Here is a 19867-nt window from a genome sequence, read left to right as displayed (position 1 = left end):
TTTTCTTTGCTCATTTTAGTGCGGTAGTGCTGACCAGAACCTTACATGTAAGGTTTTTGCTTTGTATTCAACTTCTTAAAAAATTAAAAGTTTAGACCTGACTCCTATACTTCTAAAATATTTTCAAAAAAATAATGATAAAAACTCATTGACTTTATATTTGTTCCATTGTTGTTTTATTCTTTACATGTAAAGATTTTGACTTGTCAAATTGCACTTATTTATTGAATTGGCACTCAAAAGTTAAAAGTTTAGTCCTGACCCCTATGCTTACTTTTAGAGTATCAAAACTATTACAATGTATCTCACACAAGAAAGCATTTTATTCCTTAAAAGCGATGAACGCGCTTTTGTAAAGCAACGATTTTATCTATTTTGGGAGAAGGCAAAAGAAGGAAGGCAAAAATAATAACGAAAGTTTATCACACTAATCTTACGATATTATTATTTATAAGACTTTTTCTGAGCAAAATAACATGTAAGCCTCTCTTTTTGATAGCTTCGTTTATCTTGAAACACGTTCTCTAAAAAATTACTTATTATAATGATTTAATTTTAATTGACTTATGTTAAGGATTTTTTTGAGACGAACTGTTACTATGGCGTATCATTTTATAAATTAATGAAAATTATTTTATAAAATAATAATTACAGCCTTACTATCGATTCAAATCGTAACATAAATCTTTGAAGGAGTCCCATTGGAAGTAGAAATATCTCGTAGACGGTTTTTACAAGGAAGCGTTGCTTTAAGCGTTGTTGCGGCAAGTAGCACTTTTGGCGGTACAAAGCCGCAGGACAATACGCACATGCCCGCTAACGCTTACGGCATTACCAAAACCTCCACCGGCGGTATCGAAATACCGACTTTATGCGAAGTATGCGTCAACAAATGTGCCCTCCTCGCACGGGTTGAAAAAGGCGTTGTGACCAAACTCGACCCAAACCCTTTGTTTCCAAAGTCGAAAAATATGCTCTGCCCGCGCGGTAATGCCGGCATTCAAGCCCTGTACGATCCGGACAGGCTCAAATATCCTTTGATTCGTAGCGGAGAAAAAGGCTCAGGCAAATTTAGACGTGCGTCATGGGCTGAAGTCAATACCTATCTTAAAGAAAAGATCGTCACGATTTTAGACGAAGAAAAAGATAACCGTTCTTCCTTTTTATTTTGTGCCGGAGAGGGTATGGCGGAACATACTTTCAAAACGTTTTACCAACTTTTCGGCTCTTCCAACTGGCTCAACCACGCTTCTTTATGCCTTCAAACCGTTGTTTCGGCTTACGGTGTTACTTTAGGCGCTTATCCGTTTGCCGATTTGCAAAACGCCCAGTACGTTATTATGGCGGGAGCCAATCGTGCGGAGGCGATCGTGACGCCCGACTCGACGGAGCTTTTCAAAAAAACGCAAGGTCGAGGTGCTAAATTGGTCTATATCGACCCTCGTTTTACCAATACCGCCGCCAAAGCCGACGTGTGGCTACCGATCAAACCCGGAACCGACTTGGCTTTCGTCTTGGCGTTAACCTACGTCGTCATTCAGGAAAAAATGTACAACCTTGCATACGTCGAAACCTATTTTTCGGACTTTGAAGCGTATGAAGAGCATATTTTAAGCCATGAGTACACCCCCGAATGGGCGGAAAACATTACGGGAATCAGTGCCAAACAGATTCGGGAAATCGCACGCGAATTTATGCTCTATGCGCCCAAAGCGATCTATTATCCCGGAAGGCGCAGTACGTTTTCGCAAAGCGATTTTCAGCTTCGACGTGCGATGGCTCTGTTTCAGGCTTTAAGCGGCGGCATCGATACGAAAGGCGGGCTGATTTTCGGAAAAAATCTTCCTTTAGCCGAACACGAAGTCTCAAGCCCGATTTACGCCCAAGCAAAATCGCGTGCGATCGCGCGTAAAAAGAACGTCAAAAAAGGCGAAAGCGGCTATGAAGATTGCGCGATTATCTCCGGAGGCGGATCGTGGATCGGATGGCGTAACCGCTTTTTAGAAGGCAAAATGCCCTATCCCGTTAGAGGTGCCTTCATCTACAAACACAATCCCGTTTTAAATATGCCCAATAGTGCTAAAAGCATCGAAATGCTTAAAAAAATGGACTTGGTCGTCGTCATTGATACCATGCCGAGCGATACGGCGATGTATGCCGACGTGATTCTGCCCGAATGTACCTATTTGGAGCGTACCGACCCCGTGGTCTCTTTCGCGGGAGCGGAACCTTCGATCGCGCAAAGAAACAAAGTCGTCGATCCGATGTTCGAGAGCAAACCGGTCCGCGAAATTTTGAACGATTTGAGTCACATGATAAGCAAGCCGCTGTTTGACGTGACGAAAAAATACGACGAAGACGTCCAAGCCGCTATCGAAGAGAGCTCGGAAGAAGAAGTTTATGCGGATTTCGACATCTCTAAAGCGTTTGAACATTCGCAAGAAGAAGCCAATAAAGCGGCGGTCGCGAAATACGCGGGTGCCTATGAAACCTTGTGCACGAAAGGAGTTTTTTATCCCGAGATGGAACGTCGCTTTAAAGCCATCAACGCCAATGAATTTCAATACTACCCCGAAAACGAAAAAGCCTATAGCGTTCAAAACGGCAAACCGAAAACCGCTTCGGGAAAAATCGAATGTAAACTCTCAACGATGGCGGAACAAGGCGTAGACGCAATGCCGACATGGCACGAAGCGTTTGCCTTTAGCGTGCCTGAGGGAAAATTTAGACTGATTACGGGACGGCACGCACAATTTACGCAAAGCGGAACCGCCAATAACGCCATGTTGCGGGACTTGATGAACGAAAACTATCTTTGGATCAATGCAAGCGTCGCCAAAAAGATGAAAATTCGTTTCGGCGATACGGTCGAAGTCTCCGGCAAAGTCGGCAAAACGCGCCTTAAAGCGTATCCGACGGAAAAAATCGGACACGAAGTCGTCTTTTTCGTGCACGGATTCGGAAGCGAAAGCTCAGCTTTAACGCTTGCTTACCGACAAGGTGCCAACGATAACGCCCTCATCGAAGATATTATCGAACCGGTGTACGGCTCTTCGATCATGCACGAAACCAACGTCGAAATTAAAAAGGTGTAATCATGGCAAAGTACGCAATGATCTTAAACTATAAAAACTGCATTAACTGTAAGGCGTGCGAAGTCGCCTGTAAGGAAGAAAACGGAATCGAACTGGGAGCTAAAGCGCATCGTATTTGGGTCGGTACGTATGAGATCGAAGGAAAATACCCGTTTTTGAGCATTCCATCCAGCACGTTTTACCCAAGCCAATGCCAACATTGCGCCAATGCGCCGTGTGAAGAGGTTTGCCCGACGCATGCAACCTACTACGACAAAAACGGCGTCGTTCAAATCGACGCGCAAAAGTGTATTTTGTGCAGTTACTGTATGGTCGCATGTCCGTATGACGCACGCTACGTCGATACGCGCACGATGAGCGTCGATAAGTGCAATTTTTGCAGCGATACGCGTCTGGCGCGAGGGCTCAAAACCACGGCATGCCAAGCGACCTGCCCGACCAAAGTACGCATCTTCGGCGATATGGAAGATCCCAACAGCGAAGTTTCGCACATTCTTCGCACCAAAGAGCACTTTACGCTTAAAGCCGGTATCGGTACGGAACCGAGACTCTTTTACATCAAATAAGGAACACGCATGTTAGATCATTTGATTCCGCATAAAAGCATTACGTTACGATCCGTTTTCGATTTTGAGAGAACCCCGTTTAATCTCGTTATGGCACTGACGACCCTGCTTCTTTTGGCGGCGTTTGCGGGAGGATTCGTGCACTATCTGATGCACGGGCACCACGCTTACGGCGTTACGAGAGAGCATCCTTGGGGATTGCTGATCGCGATGTATATCTTTTTCGTCGTTTCATCGACGGGACTTTGCATCATCTCCTCATTGGGACACGTTTTTCATATCAAAAGCTTTGAATTTATCGGCAAACGCGCCATTTTCGGTGCGATCATTACGATTGTTTCGGGCTTTGTAGTAATCGGCTTAGAGATCGGTCATCCCGTGCGTATGGTCATCTACAATACCCTCTCGCCCGGTTTTTCTTCCGCGATTTGGGGTATGGGCGTCTTGTACTCCGTGTATCTTTTTTTGATTATTTTAGAGTTTATCTTTCTTTCGCGCGACGATCATAAATGGTCGCGCATTTTCGGTCTTGGAGGTTTGTTGGTCGGCATTGCGGCACACTCCAACTTGGGTGCCGTCTTTGGCTTTTTGATCGGGAGACCTATGGCAAACGGCGTTTTTTATCCCGTTTATTTTATTTTATCGGCGATGATTACGGGGTGCTATCTTCTGTTTCTGATGTACGGTTACAAGTACAAAATGGTTTTTAACGATGAGATGCAAAAGTTTTTAATGCACTTGGGGCGGCTTTTGGGATTGCTCATCGCGATTCTCGTCTTTTTTGAATTTTGGCGTTTTTTAACGGCGATTTACGGTAACTTTCCCGAGCGTGCCGAAACGGCATTGCATATCTTAGGCTCGTTTAACTTCTGGGTCGGCGAAGTGCTTTTGGGTATGGCGATTCCTTTCGTCATCATTTTATACAGCAAAGCCAAAGCGCTTAAAGCGATGATCTACGCATCCGTTTCGGGCATGATAGGCATCTTTTTTATGCGCTACGATCTTGTACACGACACGCTTGTCTATCCAATGCAAACGATGAAGCTCAAAGAGTATCAACTCGCACCTTCATGGGTAGAGTATATGCCGACGATGACGGAATGGGCGATTGCGTTTGGAGGGATCGGCATCTGTTTAGCGTTGTATTACGTCGGCGAGAATTTCTTCTTTCTAGACCCGAATGAAGATGACGCGTATTTTCAAAACTATCAAGAAGAGGCTTAAGCACGCGTGAGATCACAATCGTAAAATCGCGTGCGTTTAGCGTTTGACATGTAAAGCGTTTAAGGTCGTTTTGCCTTAAACGCTTTCTTTTAAAACTTCATTTTTAGGTATATTTCAGAAAGGTTACAAATCCATTTGGGTTTTATTTTTCTTCTAGTCTATTATGCTAAAATAATACTTACTTAGTAAACTTTTTCATCACGTAGCAGGAACCTATGCTTTTTAAATGCATTTTTATCGGTCTTCTTTTTTGCACTTCTTTACACGCTAAAGAGTATATTTTTGCGACCTATCCCTCTAACAACCCCGAAAAAATCATGCATGCCTTTGCCCCTTTGATGGAGTATTTAAGTGCCGACACGAACGACACGTTTAAAATCGTCGTGACCAAAGATTACGATGAACTCTTTTCGCGCATCGAAGAGAAAAGTGTCGATTTTGCGTGGGTCAATACCAAAAGCTTTGTCCTTTTAAAAGAGAAAATTCCCTCTTTGCATTACCTCGTAACCTATTTGGAACACTCCAAAAACGGGAAAATCACGCCGTATTATCAGTCCTTTATCGTCACCCTGAAAAGCTTACATGTAAACACACTTGAAGAGGCAAAAGGGAAGCATTTTGCCTTTACCGACAAAGACTCGACCTCCGGTTATGCGTACCCGATGCTCATGTTAGAAGAGCGTCACATCAACCCTTATACCTTTTTTCAAAAAGTCTTTTTTCTCAAAAAACACGACAAAGTGGTCGAAGCGCTCGTCAACCGCTCCATCGACGTGGGAGCGATGTCCGATGGCACTTATTACAATGCGCTGGCAAAGTACGGCGATCAATTCACCATCCTAGCCGCCTCAGAGCCGATCCCGCTTGATGCCATCGTTGCATCGCAAAACGTCTCGAAAGAAGAGAGTGAGCGTATTGCGGTACTACTGGAGCGCATACCCATGGATTCGGCGTCCAACAAGGCGTTTGAAGAATTTTTAGGCTGGAAAAGTGCAGGATTTATCCGCAAAGACGAGCGCTTTTACGAACCGTTTAAGCGCATATTAAAAGCACCTATCTATGAAACTGTACCATAAAATCCTCTTTCTCACCCTCGTTCAGTTGGGAGCTATCTTTAGTTTCGGAATTTATCAAATTCAGTCTCTTTACGTGACGCAAAAAGCGGCGTTTGATCAAAAAAACCTGATCCAATCGGAGATGATTCAAAAACGTTTTGAAGAAAAACTTGACCAACTCCAAAAAACGGCGCAAATTCTCATCAACTCGCAAGAGGTCGTTACGGGCATCATCAGTAACGACACCGACATGCTCTACAACTGGAGCAAACTCTTTCTCTCCTCTTCCGCACACAAAATCCATTTTATCGATTTGGACGGAACGATCATCAGCCGAGGCGAGTCCGAATTTCGGTTTGGTGACGATGCTTCCAAACGTTTTTACGTACAACAGGCACTTAAGAACGACACTTTTTTAGGCATCGACACCGTTGACGACAAAGAGTGTCTCATCTTTGCCAAGCGCATTAGACAATACGGCGAAAGGCCCATCGGTCTGATCAGCGTCGCGCTCATCATTGATGATGATTTGCTCTCTTCGTTGGTGCAAGGAACGACGATGAACATCGCCTATCATTCCGAAAACCAAACGCTCTTAGCAACGAACCACGAAGCACTCATCAATGCATCGTCCTTACATGTCATGCTTCAAGCAAGCAGTGTCAAAGAGGCAAGTTTTACCATCGGACTGGCATCGGACGCTGAGCTTCATGCTCTCAAAGAGGCGCGCACCAATTTTTTCGTAAGTATTGGGATTGCGTTGATTTTATTTGTGTTTGCCCTGCATTTTACCCTGCTAAGACACTTACGAGAGTATCGATCGATCTCTCAAGTGCTGATCGATTTTTACGAAGACCGCTTGGACATCAAAGAAGTCGGCACGACGATCAAGCATACCGCTCAAGAACGCTCGACGCCGGAAGTGAAAAAAATCGCCGAAGCCCTTTTCAATATGAGCCAAAAAGTCGCCGAAACGCAAGATGCGCTGGAACATCTAAGTTCTATCGACCAGCTTACTTCTCTTTGGAACCGACGCAAATTGGAAGAGTTCTTAGATCAAAAGCTTAAAGAGAGTGAGCGGGGAAGTTTTTTCTCCGTGCTGATGATCGACATAGACCGTTTTAAAACCATTAACGACACCTGCGGGCACGAGATAGGCGATCATGTGTTGGAAGTGACGGCGCAGCTGATGCGCCAAAGCGTTCGCGCCAGCGATATATTAGGACGATGGGGCGGTGAAGAGTTTTTGCTGATATTGCCGCAAACTGATACCCAAGGGGCTTGCGTGATTGCTGAGCAAATGCGCACAAAAGTCAAACACCATACGTTTGATCATTATGCCAACACCGTCACGCTGAGCTTGGGTGTTGCGACGTACCGCTCGGGCGACACGCCCAATGCGATCTTAAAACGTGCCGATACCGCGCTGTACCGCGCTAAAAATAACGGAAGGGATAGGGTTGAACATGAAGATTAAAAAACTCCTCAGCATCATGCTGTTGTGCTGTACCTGCTTGTGCGCTAAAGACCAACTTATCTTAGGCGTTAACCCTTACAAAACGACACCTGAGCTTCAAGCCATTCATGCCGAACTGATCGCGTACCTTGAAAAAGCACTCGATAAAGAGATCGTTTTGGTCGTTTCCAAAGATTATAATCAGCTGATTACGCTCATTGAGCAAGGCAATGTGGACATCGCGTCTATTTCACCGAAACTGTTTGCGATGTTACGCCAAAAAGAGATCAAAGCCGATTATCTAGCAACCATTCAGTTTGCAGATACGCAAATGCCTAAACGAAGTACATACCGTAGTTTGATCCTCACGCAAAACGAGAGTACCATCAAAGAACTTGCCGATCTCAAAGGCAAAAGCTTCGGCTTTACCGACATCGACTCCACTTCGGGTTATCTTTACCCGCGTTTTACGATGCGCCAAAACGGCATTGACCCGAGTAAGGAGTTGGGAAAAATCTACATGTTGAAAAAGCACCCTAAGATCATTGATGCCCTTTTGGAAAAGTCGATTGATGCGGGAGCGGTATACGACGGTATTTACCGTGCGTTGCCCAAAGAAACTCAAAATAAAATTCGTATTTTAAGCACATCCGAGGAGATTCCCTACGATGCGATGATCGCGTCTGAGCATTTAGATCCAACCCTTAGGGCACACATTAAAACGCTTCTGTTAGCGTTTCACACCTCTTCTTCCAACACGCAAAGCGGTATTGCGGGATTTGAAGAAAAGCCGCTGTTTTTGTACGACCGTTTACTGCATTTGGAGTAAAACGCTTTGACATGTAAGCTTAGAGAACGATCTCTTTGACGCGCCCTACTTCGCCGCTTTCAAGTCGCACTTTGATGCCGTGCGGATGGTTAGCAGAGTTGGTAAGGATATCTTTGACCACGCCTTCGGTTAACTTGCCGCTTCGTTGATCTTCTTTGAGCACGATCTGTACGCGCACGCCTTTTTTGATGTTACTTCGTTGTTGTCCTTCATTCATCGTTTATCCTTTACATGTAAGCAATAGATGTTTTGCATAACCCTATTTCGAGACGGTTGTTCACGATGGGTACCCCAAAGCTAAAGCTTTGACCCATCGGAACAAAGTCTCTCTTGCGGATTATGCAAAACATCTATGAAACCAACGTCGCACAACGCTCTAAAAAAGCCTCGCCGTAGCGCTCAAATTTTACTTCGCCCACACCGCTGATCTGAAGCATCGCCTCTTTATCCAAAGGCAATTTCTCCGCCATCTCTTTAAGCGTCTTGTCGCTAAAGATGACGTAAGGCGGCAAGCTGTTCTCTTTGGCGATCTCCAAACGTAACGCGCGCAACTGCTCAAACACAGAAGTCTCAAATGCACCGCTGAGTGTTTTTTCCACTTTTTTAGACGCCCTCTTTTTCTCTTCCAAACGCTTGGCATGAATACTTACATGTAAACGCTCTTTGAGGATTTTAGCGCCGTATTCGCTGAGGCTTACGACGCGATATTCGCCCACATTAAGCGCTTCAAGCTCCAACAACCGCTCAGCAATGCTCAACCACTGCGCCCTGCTTCGCTCCTTGCCGATACCGAAAACCGACAAATCCTGATGCGCGTTTTGTACAATTTTTTCACTGACAGAGCCCAGTAAGACATCGACCACGTACGCAAGCCCAAAACGCTGACCCGTGCGGTACACCGTCGATAAAAACTTTAACGCTTCTTGCGAAATGTCTACGCTTTGACGTTCTCCCTCGACACAGTTATCGCACCGCGTTTGACATGTAAGAATCGCATCGTCAAAATAACGCGCGATCTGCTGATGACGACACACTTGCGAGGTCGCAAATTTGGCGATGGCATCTAGTTTTTCGTACGCGACTTTTTGGTACGCAGAAGCCGACTGTTCGCCGATGCGACGCTTGTGCTCCACGATGTCGGACGCCGAGAAAAGAAGCAAGGTCGAAGAAGCAAGCCCGTCACGCCCCGCACGCCCGATCTCTTGGTAGTAATTTTCGATGGTTTTTGGCAAAGACATGTGCGCGACAAAGCGGATATTGCTCTTATCGATCCCCATGCCAAACGCCACGGTTGCCACCACTACGTCGATCGCATCGTTTAAAAACGCTTGATAGGTCGCATTTTTTGCTTCACTTGAAAGTCCCGCATGGTACGGCTTGGCAGAAATGCCGCGGGTGTTTAAAAACGAAGCGAGACTTTCGGTCTCTTTGCGGCTTAGCGTATAGACGATGCCGCTTTCATGCGCAAACGCTTTTAAAAATTCAAGCAGTTGATCGCGTCCGTTGCCGTTTCGATACGCAGCGCTGATGTGCAGATTGTCCCGCTCAACTTTGGCTCGAACGATCAGAGGATTTGCCAGTCCCAACTGATGCACGATGTCCTGCTCGACGATCTTCGTCGCCGTCGCCGTAAATGCGGCAATGGGCGTGTTCGGAAAGTAGTGTTTCAGGCGAAAAAGTTGTCGATAATCTTCCCTAAACTCATGCCCCCACTCACTCATGCAGTGCGCTTCGTCGATGACAAAAAAGTTGATGGAAAGCGTTTGCAAAAAGTGCAAAAACGACTCACCTTTTAAGCGCTCAGGTGCTACATACAAGAGTTTCAGCTCACCTTTGCGACACGCGTGCATGCTTTCATGGATTTCATCGGCTGATTGCATCGACGAGATCATCGCCGCTTTGATGCCAAAGGCGGAGAGTGCCGTGATCTGGTCGTGCATCAAGGCTAAAAGCGGCGAAACCACCACACTAAGTCCTTCCATCACCAAAGAGGGAAGCTGATAACAAAGCGATTTGCCGGCACCCGTGGGGACGATCATCATCACGTCGTGCCCCGCTAAGATCGCATCGACCGTCGCTTCTTGATTGGCACGAAAACACTTATGTCCAAAGACGCTTTGAAGTATTCGGTATTTTTTTTCCACCTAAACGTCTATCTCGTCTCGTTCTTTTCCGTCGCTTTCAAACCATTCATCTTCGATAAAATCGTTTTCAACGATCTGATTGACGTCGCGTTTCATATAACGCCCCGTTGCACTGACCGCAACTTCACCGTCCGGTAAGATCAACTCTCCCGTGCCTTCAAAAATGCGCCCTTTATCAAGCGTAATGCGCCCGACGACTTTGAGTTCGACATCCAAAGGAACGGGTTTTTTGTATTTGACGTTTAATTCGATCGTCATACCGAATTTATCTTGTCCGTAGTGCGCCATAATCGCCCTACCGATCGTTTCGTCCAAAATGGTCGCCGAGATGCCGCCGTGCAAGATGCCGGGGTAACTTTGAAGGTAGGTATGCGGCGTAAAGTACGCCACGACCTCTTTGTTTTCCAATTCGTAAAACTTGGTTTTCAATCCAAAAGGGTTTTCAATTCCACAGACCAAACAGTTTTTTGAGATGTGCTGTTGGTTCGTTACTTTAAACTTCATTTCCCCGCTCCATGCACCTTTTCAAGTTCTTTGCGCACTTTGGAGTAGAGTTTTAGATCAACGATTTTATAACTTTTGAGTAATCCATCCAGCAGTGCCGCATCCAGTTCGTTTTGATCGTCTTTGTTCTCGGGAACGATTTTATCTTTGACCGCACAGTTGTTGCAAAAATCGTAAAGATAGGTCAGATCGATCTGATAATCCAAACGGTGCGTCAGTTCGTTTTTAAGCTTTCGCGTCTCGTTCATGATGACAAACTCTTGCTCGCTAATCGTCTTTAACGCCCGAAGTTCCTCCAACAGTTTAAACTGCGTCATACTACGAGAGGTTCCCGGAATCAGCACTTCGGCGACAAACTCGTAGTACGCTTCTACCGCCAAGATCATCATATAAAGGTTTTTACCCAACGGGTTTTCCTCTTGCTCGATAAATGCTTTAAAATAGTGCAATTTGTGCATTTCAACCGTCATCTCTTACTCCCTTTATCCTTGCCTTGCGCTTGCTTTTTCGTTTTGGTTTTGTGGTACGCTTCACGTTTTTTCTGAATGGAGACGGAGCGTTTATTGGCTTTTTCATACTCGATTTTTGCCTTAACCGTTCCTTTTTTTGCCTCTTTTTCCAACTGCTTTTTGGTTTCGAAACCGGCATACGATTCGACGTTAATGGCGTATTTTAAAATCTTTTCGATCTCTTTGAGCTTTTGCTTTTCTTCTTGGGAAACCAAAGAGATAGCACATCCCTCTTTTCCGGCACGTCCCGTACGTCCCGCGCGATGCACGTAATCTTCCGCGTCGCCGGGCAATTCGTAGTTAATAACATGCTCCAAATCTTCAATATCGAGTCCGCGGGAAGCAATATCGGTGGCGACTAAAACGCGAATGGCATTTTCTTTAAACGCCTTAATCGCTTGCGAACGCTTTGCATGAGCTTTATCGCCGTGAAGCACCAAGGTTTTCAAACCGCTCTCTTCCAAATAGTGTCCAACTTCGTCCGCACTTTGTTTCGTTTTGGTAAAAACTAAGACTTGTTGCCAGTTTTTTGAGCCGATCATATACGAAAGCAGTTCGCTTTTTCGCTCTTGATCGACCAAATAGACGGTCTGCTCGACTTTTTTGGCAAAATTGCCTTGATTGTTGATAGCGATTTTTTGAGGTTTTTTCAAACTGATCTCGCTCAAACGTTTCAGCGATTTGGTCATACCGACCGAAAATAAAAGCGTTTGACGTTTTTTGCTTATCAACGATAAAAGCAGTTCGACCTCATCCCAAAAGCCCATATCCAAAATGCGATCGGCTTCATCAAAAATAAGCACTTCCACGCGCGCAAGATCGATATTGCCGAGCTTGACATGTTCGAGCAATCGTCCCGGCGTCGCGATTAAAATATCCGTACCTTTTTCCAATTTTTTCGTTTGGGGCGTAAATTTGACGCCGCCGTACACCGTACAAATCTGCAACGACGTATATTTGCCGTACGCTTGAATGCTTTGTCCGACTTGCGACGCCAATTCGCGCGTCGGAACCAAAATCAACGAACGCGTACTCTTCGGAAGCGTCGCTTTTTGGCTTTTTTTCGTAAGAATTTCTAAAAGAGGCAGGGCATACGCCGCCGTTTTTCCCGTACCCGTTTGGGCGGTTACCATAACGTCTTTTCCATCAAGAACGATCGGAATGGCTTTTTCTTGAACGGGGGTCGGTTTAAGATAGCCTAGTTCGTCGATCGCTTTTTGAATCACGGAAAGTAAACCGAGTTTTTCAAAGACCATCTGTTTCCTTTGTACAATTAAGATAATCTTTAATTGTACCTAAGTTTTATTGAAAGTTACTTTTACGTTTTGATCGTACCTAAGAGCTATCATTAGTTGGATTTTTTTACTAATTATTAAGACTTTCTTTATTGTTCCTTATGTATGATGTATGTCGAGATTTTAGAAAAAGGTGAATCCATGCGATGGATTTATTACATCGGTTTGATATCGATATGCGCTCTTCCTTTGGAAGCGAGATCGCTTATATTTACTTCTTTGCCCTATAAAAACAATGCCGCTATCGTAGAAGATTTTGCCCCGATGCTTCGCTATCTTGAAAGCACCCTCAACCGATCCGTAGAGTTTCGGTTTGAACCCTCTTACCAAAGATTGATTGCGGATTTTATCGACGATAAGATCGATATGGCGTATATGGGACCTTTGCCTACGCTTGCTTTGATGAAACAAGATGCCTCCGCCCTCCCCGTCGTAACGTTTAACGACGCTAAGGGTAAAAACGGTTATCGTTGCGTTTTAGTCAAATTCATGCCCGACATGTTAGTGCTTGAACAGCCTCAAACGCTTAAAGTAGCCCTCACCGAGCCGCTTTCGACCTGCGGTTATTTTTCAACCGCCCCGTTGGTTCAGGCTTACGCGAAAGCACCGCTTTCTGCGATGCACTATCGCTATATTCATAAACACGACGAAGTCGCTCTTTCCGTTCTTCGCGGAGAATTTCATTTGGGCGGAATGAAAGAGAGTATCGCCGAGTCGTACCGATCGCTTGGCTTGGAGATCATTGCTTATTCGCCTATCGTTCCGAGCTTTGCGCTGATTTTAAATACCAAAACGCTCTCGTCCGAACAGATCGAGGCGATTCGTACGCGCCTTTTAAATGCTCCTGCCAAAGAGTACGCTTCGTGGGGAAAAGAGATCTCTTGGGGCGTTCAAGCCGTTCAAGCCGATACCTATCGTCATATGCAATTTTTTTCCGATATCGAAAGCATCCCACAAGAAGGGAACTTACGATGAAACAGATTTTACTCTCCTTTTCCCTTTTGGGTATTTTATATTTTCTCTTTTTTTTAAACAGTTACGCCGTGAAAGAGCGGGAAATTCAGATTATTTTAGACGGTAAAAATCAGAGTTTGGAGTCTTCGTATAAAGCGGTCACACAGATGTACCGCATCTCGATTGAAAATTATTTTAAATACGTCATTATGCAACCGCACGTCATCGAAATTTTGCACCAATCTGTACACGCTTCCGAAGAGGAAAAAGCACTCTTGCGTGGAAATTTATACCGTTATTTGTACCCGCTTTATCAGCAAGAACTCATCACTCACGGTATTCGACAACTGCATTTTCATACCGCAAAAGGCGAAAGTTTTTTACGCTTTCACCAACCCAACGAAAACGGCGACCTTTTAATCGACGTTCGAGCGACGATCAAAAAAGCCAACGAAGAGCGCACCTTCGTTTCCGGCTTTGAAGGCGGACGTATTTATCCCGGATTTCGTTACGTCTATCCGATCGTCGATCAAGGGACGTTTTTAGGAACCGTCGAACTTTCGCTTTCCTACGAGCGCATCGTTGCCGAACTTTCAAAACTTCTCAACGCACAGCACTATCTTTTGCTACTCAATAAGGAGACGACAACGGACGTCGTATTTGAAAAACACCAAGATCATTTTGTACCGTCGATGATTTCCGAACGTTTTATGATCGAAAATCCCTCTATCTCGTCTTTAAGCGATCAGGCCTTAAAATCCCCCTTGCTGATACAAATCAATACACTGCTTCGAGACGATCCGCGCGTGCAAAAGTTACTTGCTCACAATAAATCGTTTTCAATTCCTCTGGTGCTAGAGCACCAAGGATACAGTATCAACTTTTATCCTATTTTTGCGATCGACGATCGTCTCGGCGGATACGTCACGACTTACGATTGTGCCCCAGAACTCGTCGATATTGAAAACAAGTACCTCACAATCTATCTTTTAGGTTTTCTCACGCTTACGATTTTCACGTTTGGACTTTATCTTCTGTTGGTACAACGCAAACGAATCGTCCTTGAAAAAATTCAATTTGAAACGATCGTGACCTCTACCGTTAACGGCGTCATTCTTCTCACGAACGATGGGGCTATTCGCTTCGTCAACGCCGCAACCTTAAAAATGTTAGGTTATCGAGCCGACGAGATGTTAGGAGCGGATGCACACCGTTTGATTCACGTACATCCCCAATCGCTAGATCACATGCCCTGCCCTATTATGGAAAGCATCGCGCATCAGCGTTCCTATGTCGGCGAAGAGCTCTTTCGAACGGCGCAAGGCGAGCATATTTTCGTACATGTCAATTTGACGCCGTTTATTCAGGAAAACCGAAGTGTAGGTTCGGTGATGATTTTTAGAAATATTACCGAAGAAAAAAAAGCGAAAGAGACGATTGAACATTTAGCCTATTACGACTCGCTAACCGAACTTCCCAACCGTAAACTTTTATTGGATCGCTTAAATTATACCGTGGCGATGTGTGCGCGCTCGCATGAATACTGCGGCTTATTGTTTATCGATTTGGATAATTTTAAAAACCTCAACGATACTTTAGGGCACGAATACGGCGACGTTTTGCTCCAAAAAGTCGCCAAACGTCTTCAAAAAACACTGCGTCATTGCGATACGGTCGCACGTTTCGGCGGCGACGAATTTGTCGTTTTGATTACGCAACTCGGATTGAACGAACATCCATCCAAGGAACAACTACGCCGTATCGCGCACAAAGTTCTCAAAGAATTTTCTAAACCTTTTTCTTTAATCGATTGCGACTACGAATGTTCCGCCAGTATCGGAGGAACGCTCTTTTGGGATAATTCCAAAACGATCAACGACATTCTCAAAGATGCGGATATTGCGATGTATGCGGTCAAAAGAAGCGGTAAAAACAAAATTAATATTGCTTAAACACGATTGCGTACGTGTAGCACCCTTCACGGTAATCCTGCCGTAATAAAAAGCCGTGTTTTTGGAGAATTTTCTGAACGATGCTAAGCCCAAGCCCAAATCCCGTACCGTCTCGCGCATCATTGCCTCTCACAAACGGCTCGCAATAATACGCTAAAGGACGACTCAAAGCCTCGCCTTGGTTTTTGACGGCAATCGTACGGTTTTCCACATCGATCACGACAGGCAGATGCACGGCATATTTGAGCGCGTTGTCGATAAGGTTTTTTAACGCAATTGCGAGATAATTCAAATCGCCCTCGATCGTAAAAGAGTCTGCGATACGAATCTCCAAAAGCGATTCATCCTCAATCATCAGTTTGGTCAGTGCTTCGGAAAGAAGCGTCTCGACTTCAAAACGCTCCGTTTTAAATTCCGCCATATTTGCACCCAAACGCTCGATTTGCAAAAGTTCGTTCGTGAGTCGATCGATTTGAAAAATCGCTTTTTGGAGAATTTTTTGATGCGGATTTGAGGGCATCATTTCCAATGCCAATTTTGATTTGGCTAAGGGTGTTCGTAGCTCGTGCCCGATGTCGCGGAGCAAGCGTTCCCGTGAACTGAGCAGATTTTCGATATTGGACGCCATCGCGTTAAAACTCTCCACAAGCCGCCCAAGCTCGTTGGAGCCTTGCTGCGACATTCTGACATGTAAGTCTCCTTCTCCAAAACGCTTCAAAGTTTGCGTCATCGTTTTTAACGGCAATAAAAGCTTCGCGATCAGAAGGAAAATGACGACGAGCAGTGCTACGTCCGCATCGATGAGATAGCCAAGGCGTGCTTGTTGGTCAAAATACTCTTCTTGATTTTTAACGCGTACGAGCAAAGGTTCGTCCAAATAGCGCAACAAAAGCGTATAGTAACCTTGGGCATCCTCATAGATTTTCATTTCGCCAAAACTACTTTGTTCTTCGTATATTCGACGTGCTTTTTGTTCGTAAATATCGTACGCAACGCTTTCAAAACCCCAAGCATCGAGCTTTTTTTGAAAAGCGACCATATCGTTGTTTGCCAAATCTTTAAAGAGTTCGTTGCTCGCTTGAAGGTATTTTTCCCTGAGTAATGCTTCGATATTGGTTTTGGCTAAAGAATGCGTCTCTTTACCGACAAAAAACATAACCGCGAGGCTGGCTAGAAAAAGCAGTAAAAGTTTCGTAAAAATCGACATCAATGCACCAACTGATAACCCACGCCCCACACCGATTTGATGTACTTGGGATTTTTAGAATCATCGCCGAGTTTTGCGCGAAGATTGCTCACGTGCATATCGACCGTTCGGTCTTTGGAACTATATCCGATGCCGTTAATGGCGTTGAAAAGCGTTTCGCGCGAAAAAACTTTTCCGGGGTGAGACAAAAGCAGGTGCAACAGATCAAACTCGATTTTGGTCAAATCCAAAGCGTAACCCTCTAAGACGATTTGCATTTTTTCCTCATCAATCTCGAAATCGCCGATTTTCTTTTTACTTTTGAGCGTTCTTCGAAGGGCGGAATTGATTTTTAACACCAACTCTCTAGGCTCATACGGCTTGGCGAGATAATCATCCGCACCGAGTCCGTATCCGAGTATTTTATCGCTCAGTTCGTTGCGCGCGGAGGAGATGATGATGTACACCTCTTCATTCAACGCCCGTAACGCTTTGCACACGTCAAAACCGTCCATTTGAGGAAGCATCAAATCCAGTACGATCAGTTGAATCTCTTGAGAATGTGCTTTGACGTACGCAAGTGCTTCTTTGGGCTTATCGATCGCGACAACCTCGAAGTCGTAGTTCGTTAAATATTCTTTGATAAGAGATTGCATCTCCAAATCGTCTTCGATGAGTAAAATTTTCTCGCTCATTCGACCTCCCACTCGTCTAAATTACGGGCGAATTTTTCACGCTGTGAGGGCGTTAGGATAGCGTGCATTTGCAGTAAAAAACGCGTTTCGATTTGCGATGCTTTTTGGGATAAAGAGGTTTGCAAAGCAACTAAAGCGCGCTCGTCAAGTTGCTTTTCACGAAACAATCTCTCTTTGTGTTTTTCGACGCTCTCTTTTTCGTCGCGAAAGGCTTTAAGCTCGTGTCGATACGCTTTAACAATCTCTTTAACGTCGTTTTGTTGTTCAAGACTCAGTTCTAAAGAAGACAGATCTTTACTCAAATGGTGTTTTTCATGCCCGTCGGCAACACCTAAAGTGACCATAATCAGTAAAAACGCTACGATTCGTTTCATCGTTTTAGCCTTTAATATCCCTGTCGTTAATCGAGCCTTGTTCTATCATCGGATGACACGCCTTACAGTTGGAAATTTTACCGATTTTAGGGTCGCTTGACGCTACTTTTTCGATTCCGTGGTGGCGTTTTTTCCAAAACGATGTTTCCGTAATGCTCTTGGGCATTGTATCATTTTTGAGACGTGAGAGCATATACACGGCGGCTTCTTTGGTAGCGTGTTCGGCACTGTTATCGTCTAAAAAGGCTTTAATCGACTGCATCGTTGCGGTCTCTAGCGAGGCATCATCGCCAAAATGATTGTCCAAAGAGCTCATCATCTCGTCCCACGAGGTTTTAGGCAATAAAAACGGCGGATAAAGCATATGACAGCTGCCGCACTCTTTCGCAAAAGCGGGGTGGACTTTGGCATAATCCACCTTCGGGTTGTTATCGGCTAAAAGCAAAGCATTGGGCGAGGCTAAAAGATAAATCAGCGCAACGACAGTCGCCCCCAACCACAACACTCCGAACGCTTTTTGAAAGAGACTGAGCTGAACGCTTTGCCCGTCGCCCTCTTTATAGCCGTCCACCATAGAGCGTAAAATCAGTTTGGAATGAAGCAATCTATCCAATAAGGCTCCGGCAATGTGTGCGAAAATAAGAAACATCAACGCGTTGGCAAAAAATTCATGCACTTCTTTAAAGAGTTTCATCTTCGCAAACCACGTGTGATTCAAAAAGGAGGCGATGCCCATCCCCTCTTGCGCGCCGTACGCCAACGCACCGCTTATGATGCTTAAAAACAAAAGCACTATCATTCCGATGATCGCATAACTGGATGCCGGATTGTGCCCGATATAGCTTTTTTTCGCGCCGAAAACGCTTAACATGTACGTTTTTAAATCGGCGATTTTGAAACTAAAATCTTTAAATTTCGAGTAGGGAATATCCAAAAATCCCCACACGATACGACCCAAAAAAAGCACGCCGATCGCATAGCCTAAAGAGGCATGAATGGAAAGCCACCGATCTTCGTCGCTACTGAGGTATACGCCCAACATCAACACCATTGCCAAAAGATGAAACACCCTTGTGTAGAGGCTCCAAACGAGTATTTTTTTCATTCCCATCTCCCGTAATTGGGTATCACGATAGTACGCTCGCTATAATCGCCCTGTTCGGCCTTGGTATGACACGCCGCGCATTGACTGAGCGATTTGACTTCCGGTTGGTCGATAAGACGTTCTGGAATGCGTCGGTGTTCTTTGATAAAATACGGCGATTGCGAAATGCGCATCGTCGTATTGCCTTGTGTTAGTTTACTATTTCCCGCGTTTTGTGTCACGTACGTTAAAATAGCATCGTGCTCTTTTTGGGAGAGCGACGCATCGGTTCCAAAGTGGTCTTTCAAATTTCCCATCACCTTTTGCCAACCGCTCGCGTTTAAAAGTGCGGGTTGATACCCGAAATGACAACTCGCACACTCTTTTTGGTACAACGCATCGGTTGCCGCAGGAACGTTTTTTGCCCACGACATTGAGGCTAAAACCAAACAACTTAAAATAATTCGTTTCATCGTTTTTCCTTATTGGTTGATCAAATAGGTTAAAACGTCGCCTTTTTCAAGCGCGCTTCCCTCACGATTATAGACGTCGTTAAAATTGCGACGCAACCATTTTTGCACTTCTTCAACGTCGGTGAGCCTTTGCGCATTGGCTGAAGGAGCTAAAGGAGCGATGGTTTTATTGGTATTGACATTGAGTCCCGTCGCTTTCAAATCACTCTTGTGACACGTCGTACAACGCATCTCTTGAGCTTTTTTTCCGATATGTTGACTCGTAAAAATGCTCTCGCCTCGTTTGGCGTCAAACCTCTCAAAAGAAGCATCTTGGGCTTTGGCCTCTTTTTCAAGCTCATTCATATAAGCTTTCATCGGCGCATTAAAATCCTGCGCAAGCAGTATAACCGCACTGCACGATAACATCAAAAATATTTTTTTCATTACAACTCCTCGGTTTTTATATTGAAATGTTAAAATAACGGTGTCA

The 19867-nt window shown here is 44.9% G+C and carries 19 protein-coding genes; 8 read left to right on the top strand and 11 right to left on the bottom strand.

Features of this window, described 5'->3' with window-relative positions:
• Nucleotides 1-701 precede the first annotated feature (701 nt).
• From NL930_RS04520 to NL930_RS04495, 6 genes are all read left to right on the top strand, one after another.
• Nucleotides 702-3095 carry a molybdopterin-dependent oxidoreductase gene (locus NL930_RS04520; RefSeq protein WP_254375816.1) on the top strand — a complete coding sequence of 798 codons (2394 nt, stop codon included), beginning with the start codon at nt 702-704 and terminating at the stop codon, nt 3093-3095.
• A 2-nt stretch (nt 3096-3097) separates the two neighbouring features.
• Nucleotides 3098-3661 (top strand): 4Fe-4S dicluster domain-containing protein, encoded by a 564-nt coding sequence (locus tag NL930_RS04515; protein WP_039673008.1) that lies wholly within the window; start codon nt 3098-3100, stop codon nt 3659-3661.
• A 9-nt stretch (nt 3662-3670) separates the two neighbouring features.
• Complete coding sequence (gene nrfD, locus NL930_RS04510; protein ID WP_254375815.1) at nt 3671-4885, top strand: NrfD/PsrC family molybdoenzyme membrane anchor subunit; 1215 nt, start codon at nt 3671-3673, stop codon at nt 4883-4885.
• A gap of 215 nt (nt 4886-5100) precedes the next feature.
• On the top strand, nt 5101-5961 hold the full coding sequence (locus NL930_RS04505; RefSeq protein ID WP_254375814.1) for a phosphate/phosphite/phosphonate ABC transporter substrate-binding protein: 861 nt from the start codon (nt 5101-5103) through the stop codon (nt 5959-5961).
• A complete protein-coding gene (locus NL930_RS04500) occupies nt 5945-7417 on the top strand; it encodes a diguanylate cyclase (RefSeq protein WP_254375813.1) in 1473 nt (490 codons plus the stop codon). The genes NL930_RS04505 and NL930_RS04500 overlap by 17 nt, the downstream gene beginning before the upstream one ends.
• Nucleotides 7407-8225, top strand: coding sequence for a phosphate/phosphite/phosphonate ABC transporter substrate-binding protein (locus NL930_RS04495; RefSeq protein WP_254375812.1), 819 nt, complete (start codon nt 7407-7409; stop codon nt 8223-8225). Before NL930_RS04500 ends, NL930_RS04495 begins: the two co-directional genes overlap by 11 nt.
• Before the next feature lie 19 nt (nt 8226-8244).
• Here the strand turns inward: NL930_RS04495 and NL930_RS04490 are convergent, their stop codons facing one another.
• The 5 genes from NL930_RS04490 to NL930_RS04470 form a co-directional block, all read right to left on the bottom strand.
• On the bottom strand, nt 8245-8442 hold the full coding sequence (locus NL930_RS04490; protein WP_039673014.1) for a YwbE family protein: 198 nt from the start codon (nt 8440-8442) through the stop codon (nt 8245-8247).
• 133 nt (nt 8443-8575) lie between these two features.
• The gene (recQ, locus tag NL930_RS04485; protein ID WP_254375811.1) at nt 8576-10369 is read right to left on the bottom strand and encodes a DNA helicase RecQ; all 1794 of its coding nucleotides are present in this window, start codon (nt 10367-10369) and stop codon (nt 8576-8578) included.
• A complete protein-coding gene (locus tag NL930_RS04480; RefSeq protein WP_254375810.1) occupies nt 10370-10873 on the bottom strand; it encodes a PaaI family thioesterase in 504 nt (167 codons plus the stop codon). It lies immediately after the preceding gene.
• Nucleotides 10870-11343, bottom strand: coding sequence for a hypothetical protein (locus NL930_RS04475; protein ID WP_041963703.1), 474 nt, complete (start codon nt 11341-11343; stop codon nt 10870-10872). Before NL930_RS04475 ends, NL930_RS04480 begins: the two co-directional genes overlap by 4 nt.
• Entirely contained in the window at nt 11340-12638 is a 1299-nt protein-coding gene (locus tag NL930_RS04470; protein WP_254375809.1) for a DEAD/DEAH box helicase, read from the bottom strand. The genes NL930_RS04475 and NL930_RS04470 overlap by 4 nt, the downstream gene beginning before the upstream one ends.
• A 180-nt stretch (nt 12639-12818) precedes the next feature.
• Here NL930_RS04470 and NL930_RS04465 point away from each other — a divergent pair, with 180 nt between their 5' ends.
• Nucleotides 12819-13652: a PhnD/SsuA/transferrin family substrate-binding protein gene (locus tag NL930_RS04465; RefSeq protein WP_254375808.1), complete on the top strand. Its 834-nt coding sequence runs from the start codon at nt 12819-12821 to the stop codon at nt 13650-13652.
• Nucleotides 13649-15583 (top strand): diguanylate cyclase domain-containing protein, encoded by a 1935-nt coding sequence (locus NL930_RS04460; protein ID WP_254375807.1) that lies wholly within the window; start codon nt 13649-13651, stop codon nt 15581-15583. Before NL930_RS04465 ends, NL930_RS04460 begins: the two co-directional genes overlap by 4 nt.
• Here the strand turns inward: NL930_RS04460 and NL930_RS04455 are convergent.
• The 6 genes from NL930_RS04455 to NL930_RS04430 are packed head-to-tail and all read right to left on the bottom strand — an operon-like array spanning nt 15570 to nt 19821.
• Nucleotides 15570-16790 (bottom strand): ArsS family sensor histidine kinase, encoded by a 1221-nt coding sequence (locus tag NL930_RS04455; RefSeq protein WP_254375806.1) that lies wholly within the window; start codon nt 16788-16790, stop codon nt 15570-15572. The genes NL930_RS04460 and NL930_RS04455 overlap by 14 nt on opposite strands.
• A complete protein-coding gene (locus tag NL930_RS04450; protein WP_254375805.1) occupies nt 16790-17464 on the bottom strand; it encodes a response regulator transcription factor in 675 nt (224 codons plus the stop codon). Before NL930_RS04450 ends, NL930_RS04455 begins: the two co-directional genes overlap by 1 nt.
• Nucleotides 17461-17838, bottom strand: a complete 378-nt coding sequence (locus NL930_RS04445; RefSeq protein WP_060825589.1) for a Spy/CpxP family protein refolding chaperone — start codon at nt 17836-17838, stop codon at nt 17461-17463. The genes NL930_RS04450 and NL930_RS04445 overlap by 4 nt, the downstream gene beginning before the upstream one ends.
• Before the next feature lie 4 nt (nt 17839-17842).
• A complete protein-coding gene (locus NL930_RS04440) occupies nt 17843-18943 on the bottom strand; it encodes a cytochrome b/b6 domain-containing protein (RefSeq protein WP_254375804.1) in 1101 nt (366 codons plus the stop codon).
• Nucleotides 18940-19395 carry a diheme cytochrome c gene (locus tag NL930_RS04435; protein ID WP_254375803.1) on the bottom strand — a complete coding sequence of 152 codons (456 nt, stop codon included), beginning with the start codon at nt 19393-19395 and terminating at the stop codon, nt 18940-18942. The genes NL930_RS04440 and NL930_RS04435 overlap by 4 nt, the downstream gene beginning before the upstream one ends.
• Nucleotides 19396-19404: 9 nt before the next feature.
• Entirely contained in the window at nt 19405-19821 is a 417-nt protein-coding gene (locus NL930_RS04430) for a DUF1924 domain-containing protein (protein ID WP_039673031.1), read from the bottom strand.
• Between the last annotated feature and the right edge of the window lie 46 nt (nt 19822-19867).

It is taken from the genome of Sulfurospirillum sp. hDNRA2, assembly GCF_024206095.2.
In the GTDB taxonomy this organism is placed as follows: Bacteria; Campylobacterota; Campylobacteria; order Campylobacterales; family Sulfurospirillaceae; genus Sulfurospirillum.
This window is presented reverse-complemented; position numbering and strand designations above follow the sequence as displayed.

What these genes read in the sequence shown, in the direction of transcription:
- NL930_RS04490 (WP_039673014.1), bottom strand. Translation starts at nt 8,442, where the DNA reads ATGAATGAAGGACAACAACGAAGTAACATCAAAAAAGGCGTGCGCGTA.
- NL930_RS04505 (WP_254375814.1), top strand. Translation starts at nt 5,101, where the DNA reads ATGCTTTTTAAATGCATTTTTATCGGTCTTCTTTTTTGCACTTCTTTA.
- NL930_RS04500 (WP_254375813.1), top strand. Translation starts at nt 5,945, where the DNA reads ATGAAACTGTACCATAAAATCCTCTTTCTCACCCTCGTTCAGTTGGGA.
- NL930_RS04440 (WP_254375804.1), bottom strand. Translation starts at nt 18,943, where the DNA reads ATGAAAAAAATACTCGTTTGGAGCCTCTACACAAGGGTGTTTCATCTT.
- NL930_RS04475 (WP_041963703.1), bottom strand. Translation starts at nt 11,343, where the DNA reads ATGACGGTTGAAATGCACAAATTGCACTATTTTAAAGCATTTATCGAG.
- nrfD (WP_254375815.1), top strand. Translation starts at nt 3,671, where the DNA reads ATGTTAGATCATTTGATTCCGCATAAAAGCATTACGTTACGATCCGTT.
- NL930_RS04460 (WP_254375807.1), top strand. Translation starts at nt 13,649, where the DNA reads ATGAAACAGATTTTACTCTCCTTTTCCCTTTTGGGTATTTTATATTTT.
- NL930_RS04450 (WP_254375805.1), bottom strand. Translation starts at nt 17,464, where the DNA reads ATGAGCGAGAAAATTTTACTCATCGAAGACGATTTGGAGATGCAATCT.
- NL930_RS04455 (WP_254375806.1), bottom strand. Translation starts at nt 16,790, where the DNA reads ATGTCGATTTTTACGAAACTTTTACTGCTTTTTCTAGCCAGCCTCGCG.
- NL930_RS04470 (WP_254375809.1), bottom strand. Translation starts at nt 12,638, where the DNA reads ATGGTCTTTGAAAAACTCGGTTTACTTTCCGTGATTCAAAAAGCGATC.
- NL930_RS04480 (WP_254375810.1), bottom strand. Translation starts at nt 10,873, where the DNA reads ATGAAGTTTAAAGTAACGAACCAACAGCACATCTCAAAAAACTGTTTG.
- NL930_RS04495 (WP_254375812.1), top strand. Translation starts at nt 7,407, where the DNA reads ATGAAGATTAAAAAACTCCTCAGCATCATGCTGTTGTGCTGTACCTGC.
- NL930_RS04515 (WP_039673008.1), top strand. Translation starts at nt 3,098, where the DNA reads ATGGCAAAGTACGCAATGATCTTAAACTATAAAAACTGCATTAACTGT.
- NL930_RS04445 (WP_060825589.1), bottom strand. Translation starts at nt 17,838, where the DNA reads ATGAAACGAATCGTAGCGTTTTTACTGATTATGGTCACTTTAGGTGTT.
- NL930_RS04435 (WP_254375803.1), bottom strand. Translation starts at nt 19,395, where the DNA reads ATGAAACGAATTATTTTAAGTTGTTTGGTTTTAGCCTCAATGTCGTGG.
- NL930_RS04430 (WP_039673031.1), bottom strand. Translation starts at nt 19,821, where the DNA reads ATGAAAAAAATATTTTTGATGTTATCGTGCAGTGCGGTTATACTGCTT.
- NL930_RS04465 (WP_254375808.1), top strand. Translation starts at nt 12,819, where the DNA reads ATGCGATGGATTTATTACATCGGTTTGATATCGATATGCGCTCTTCCT.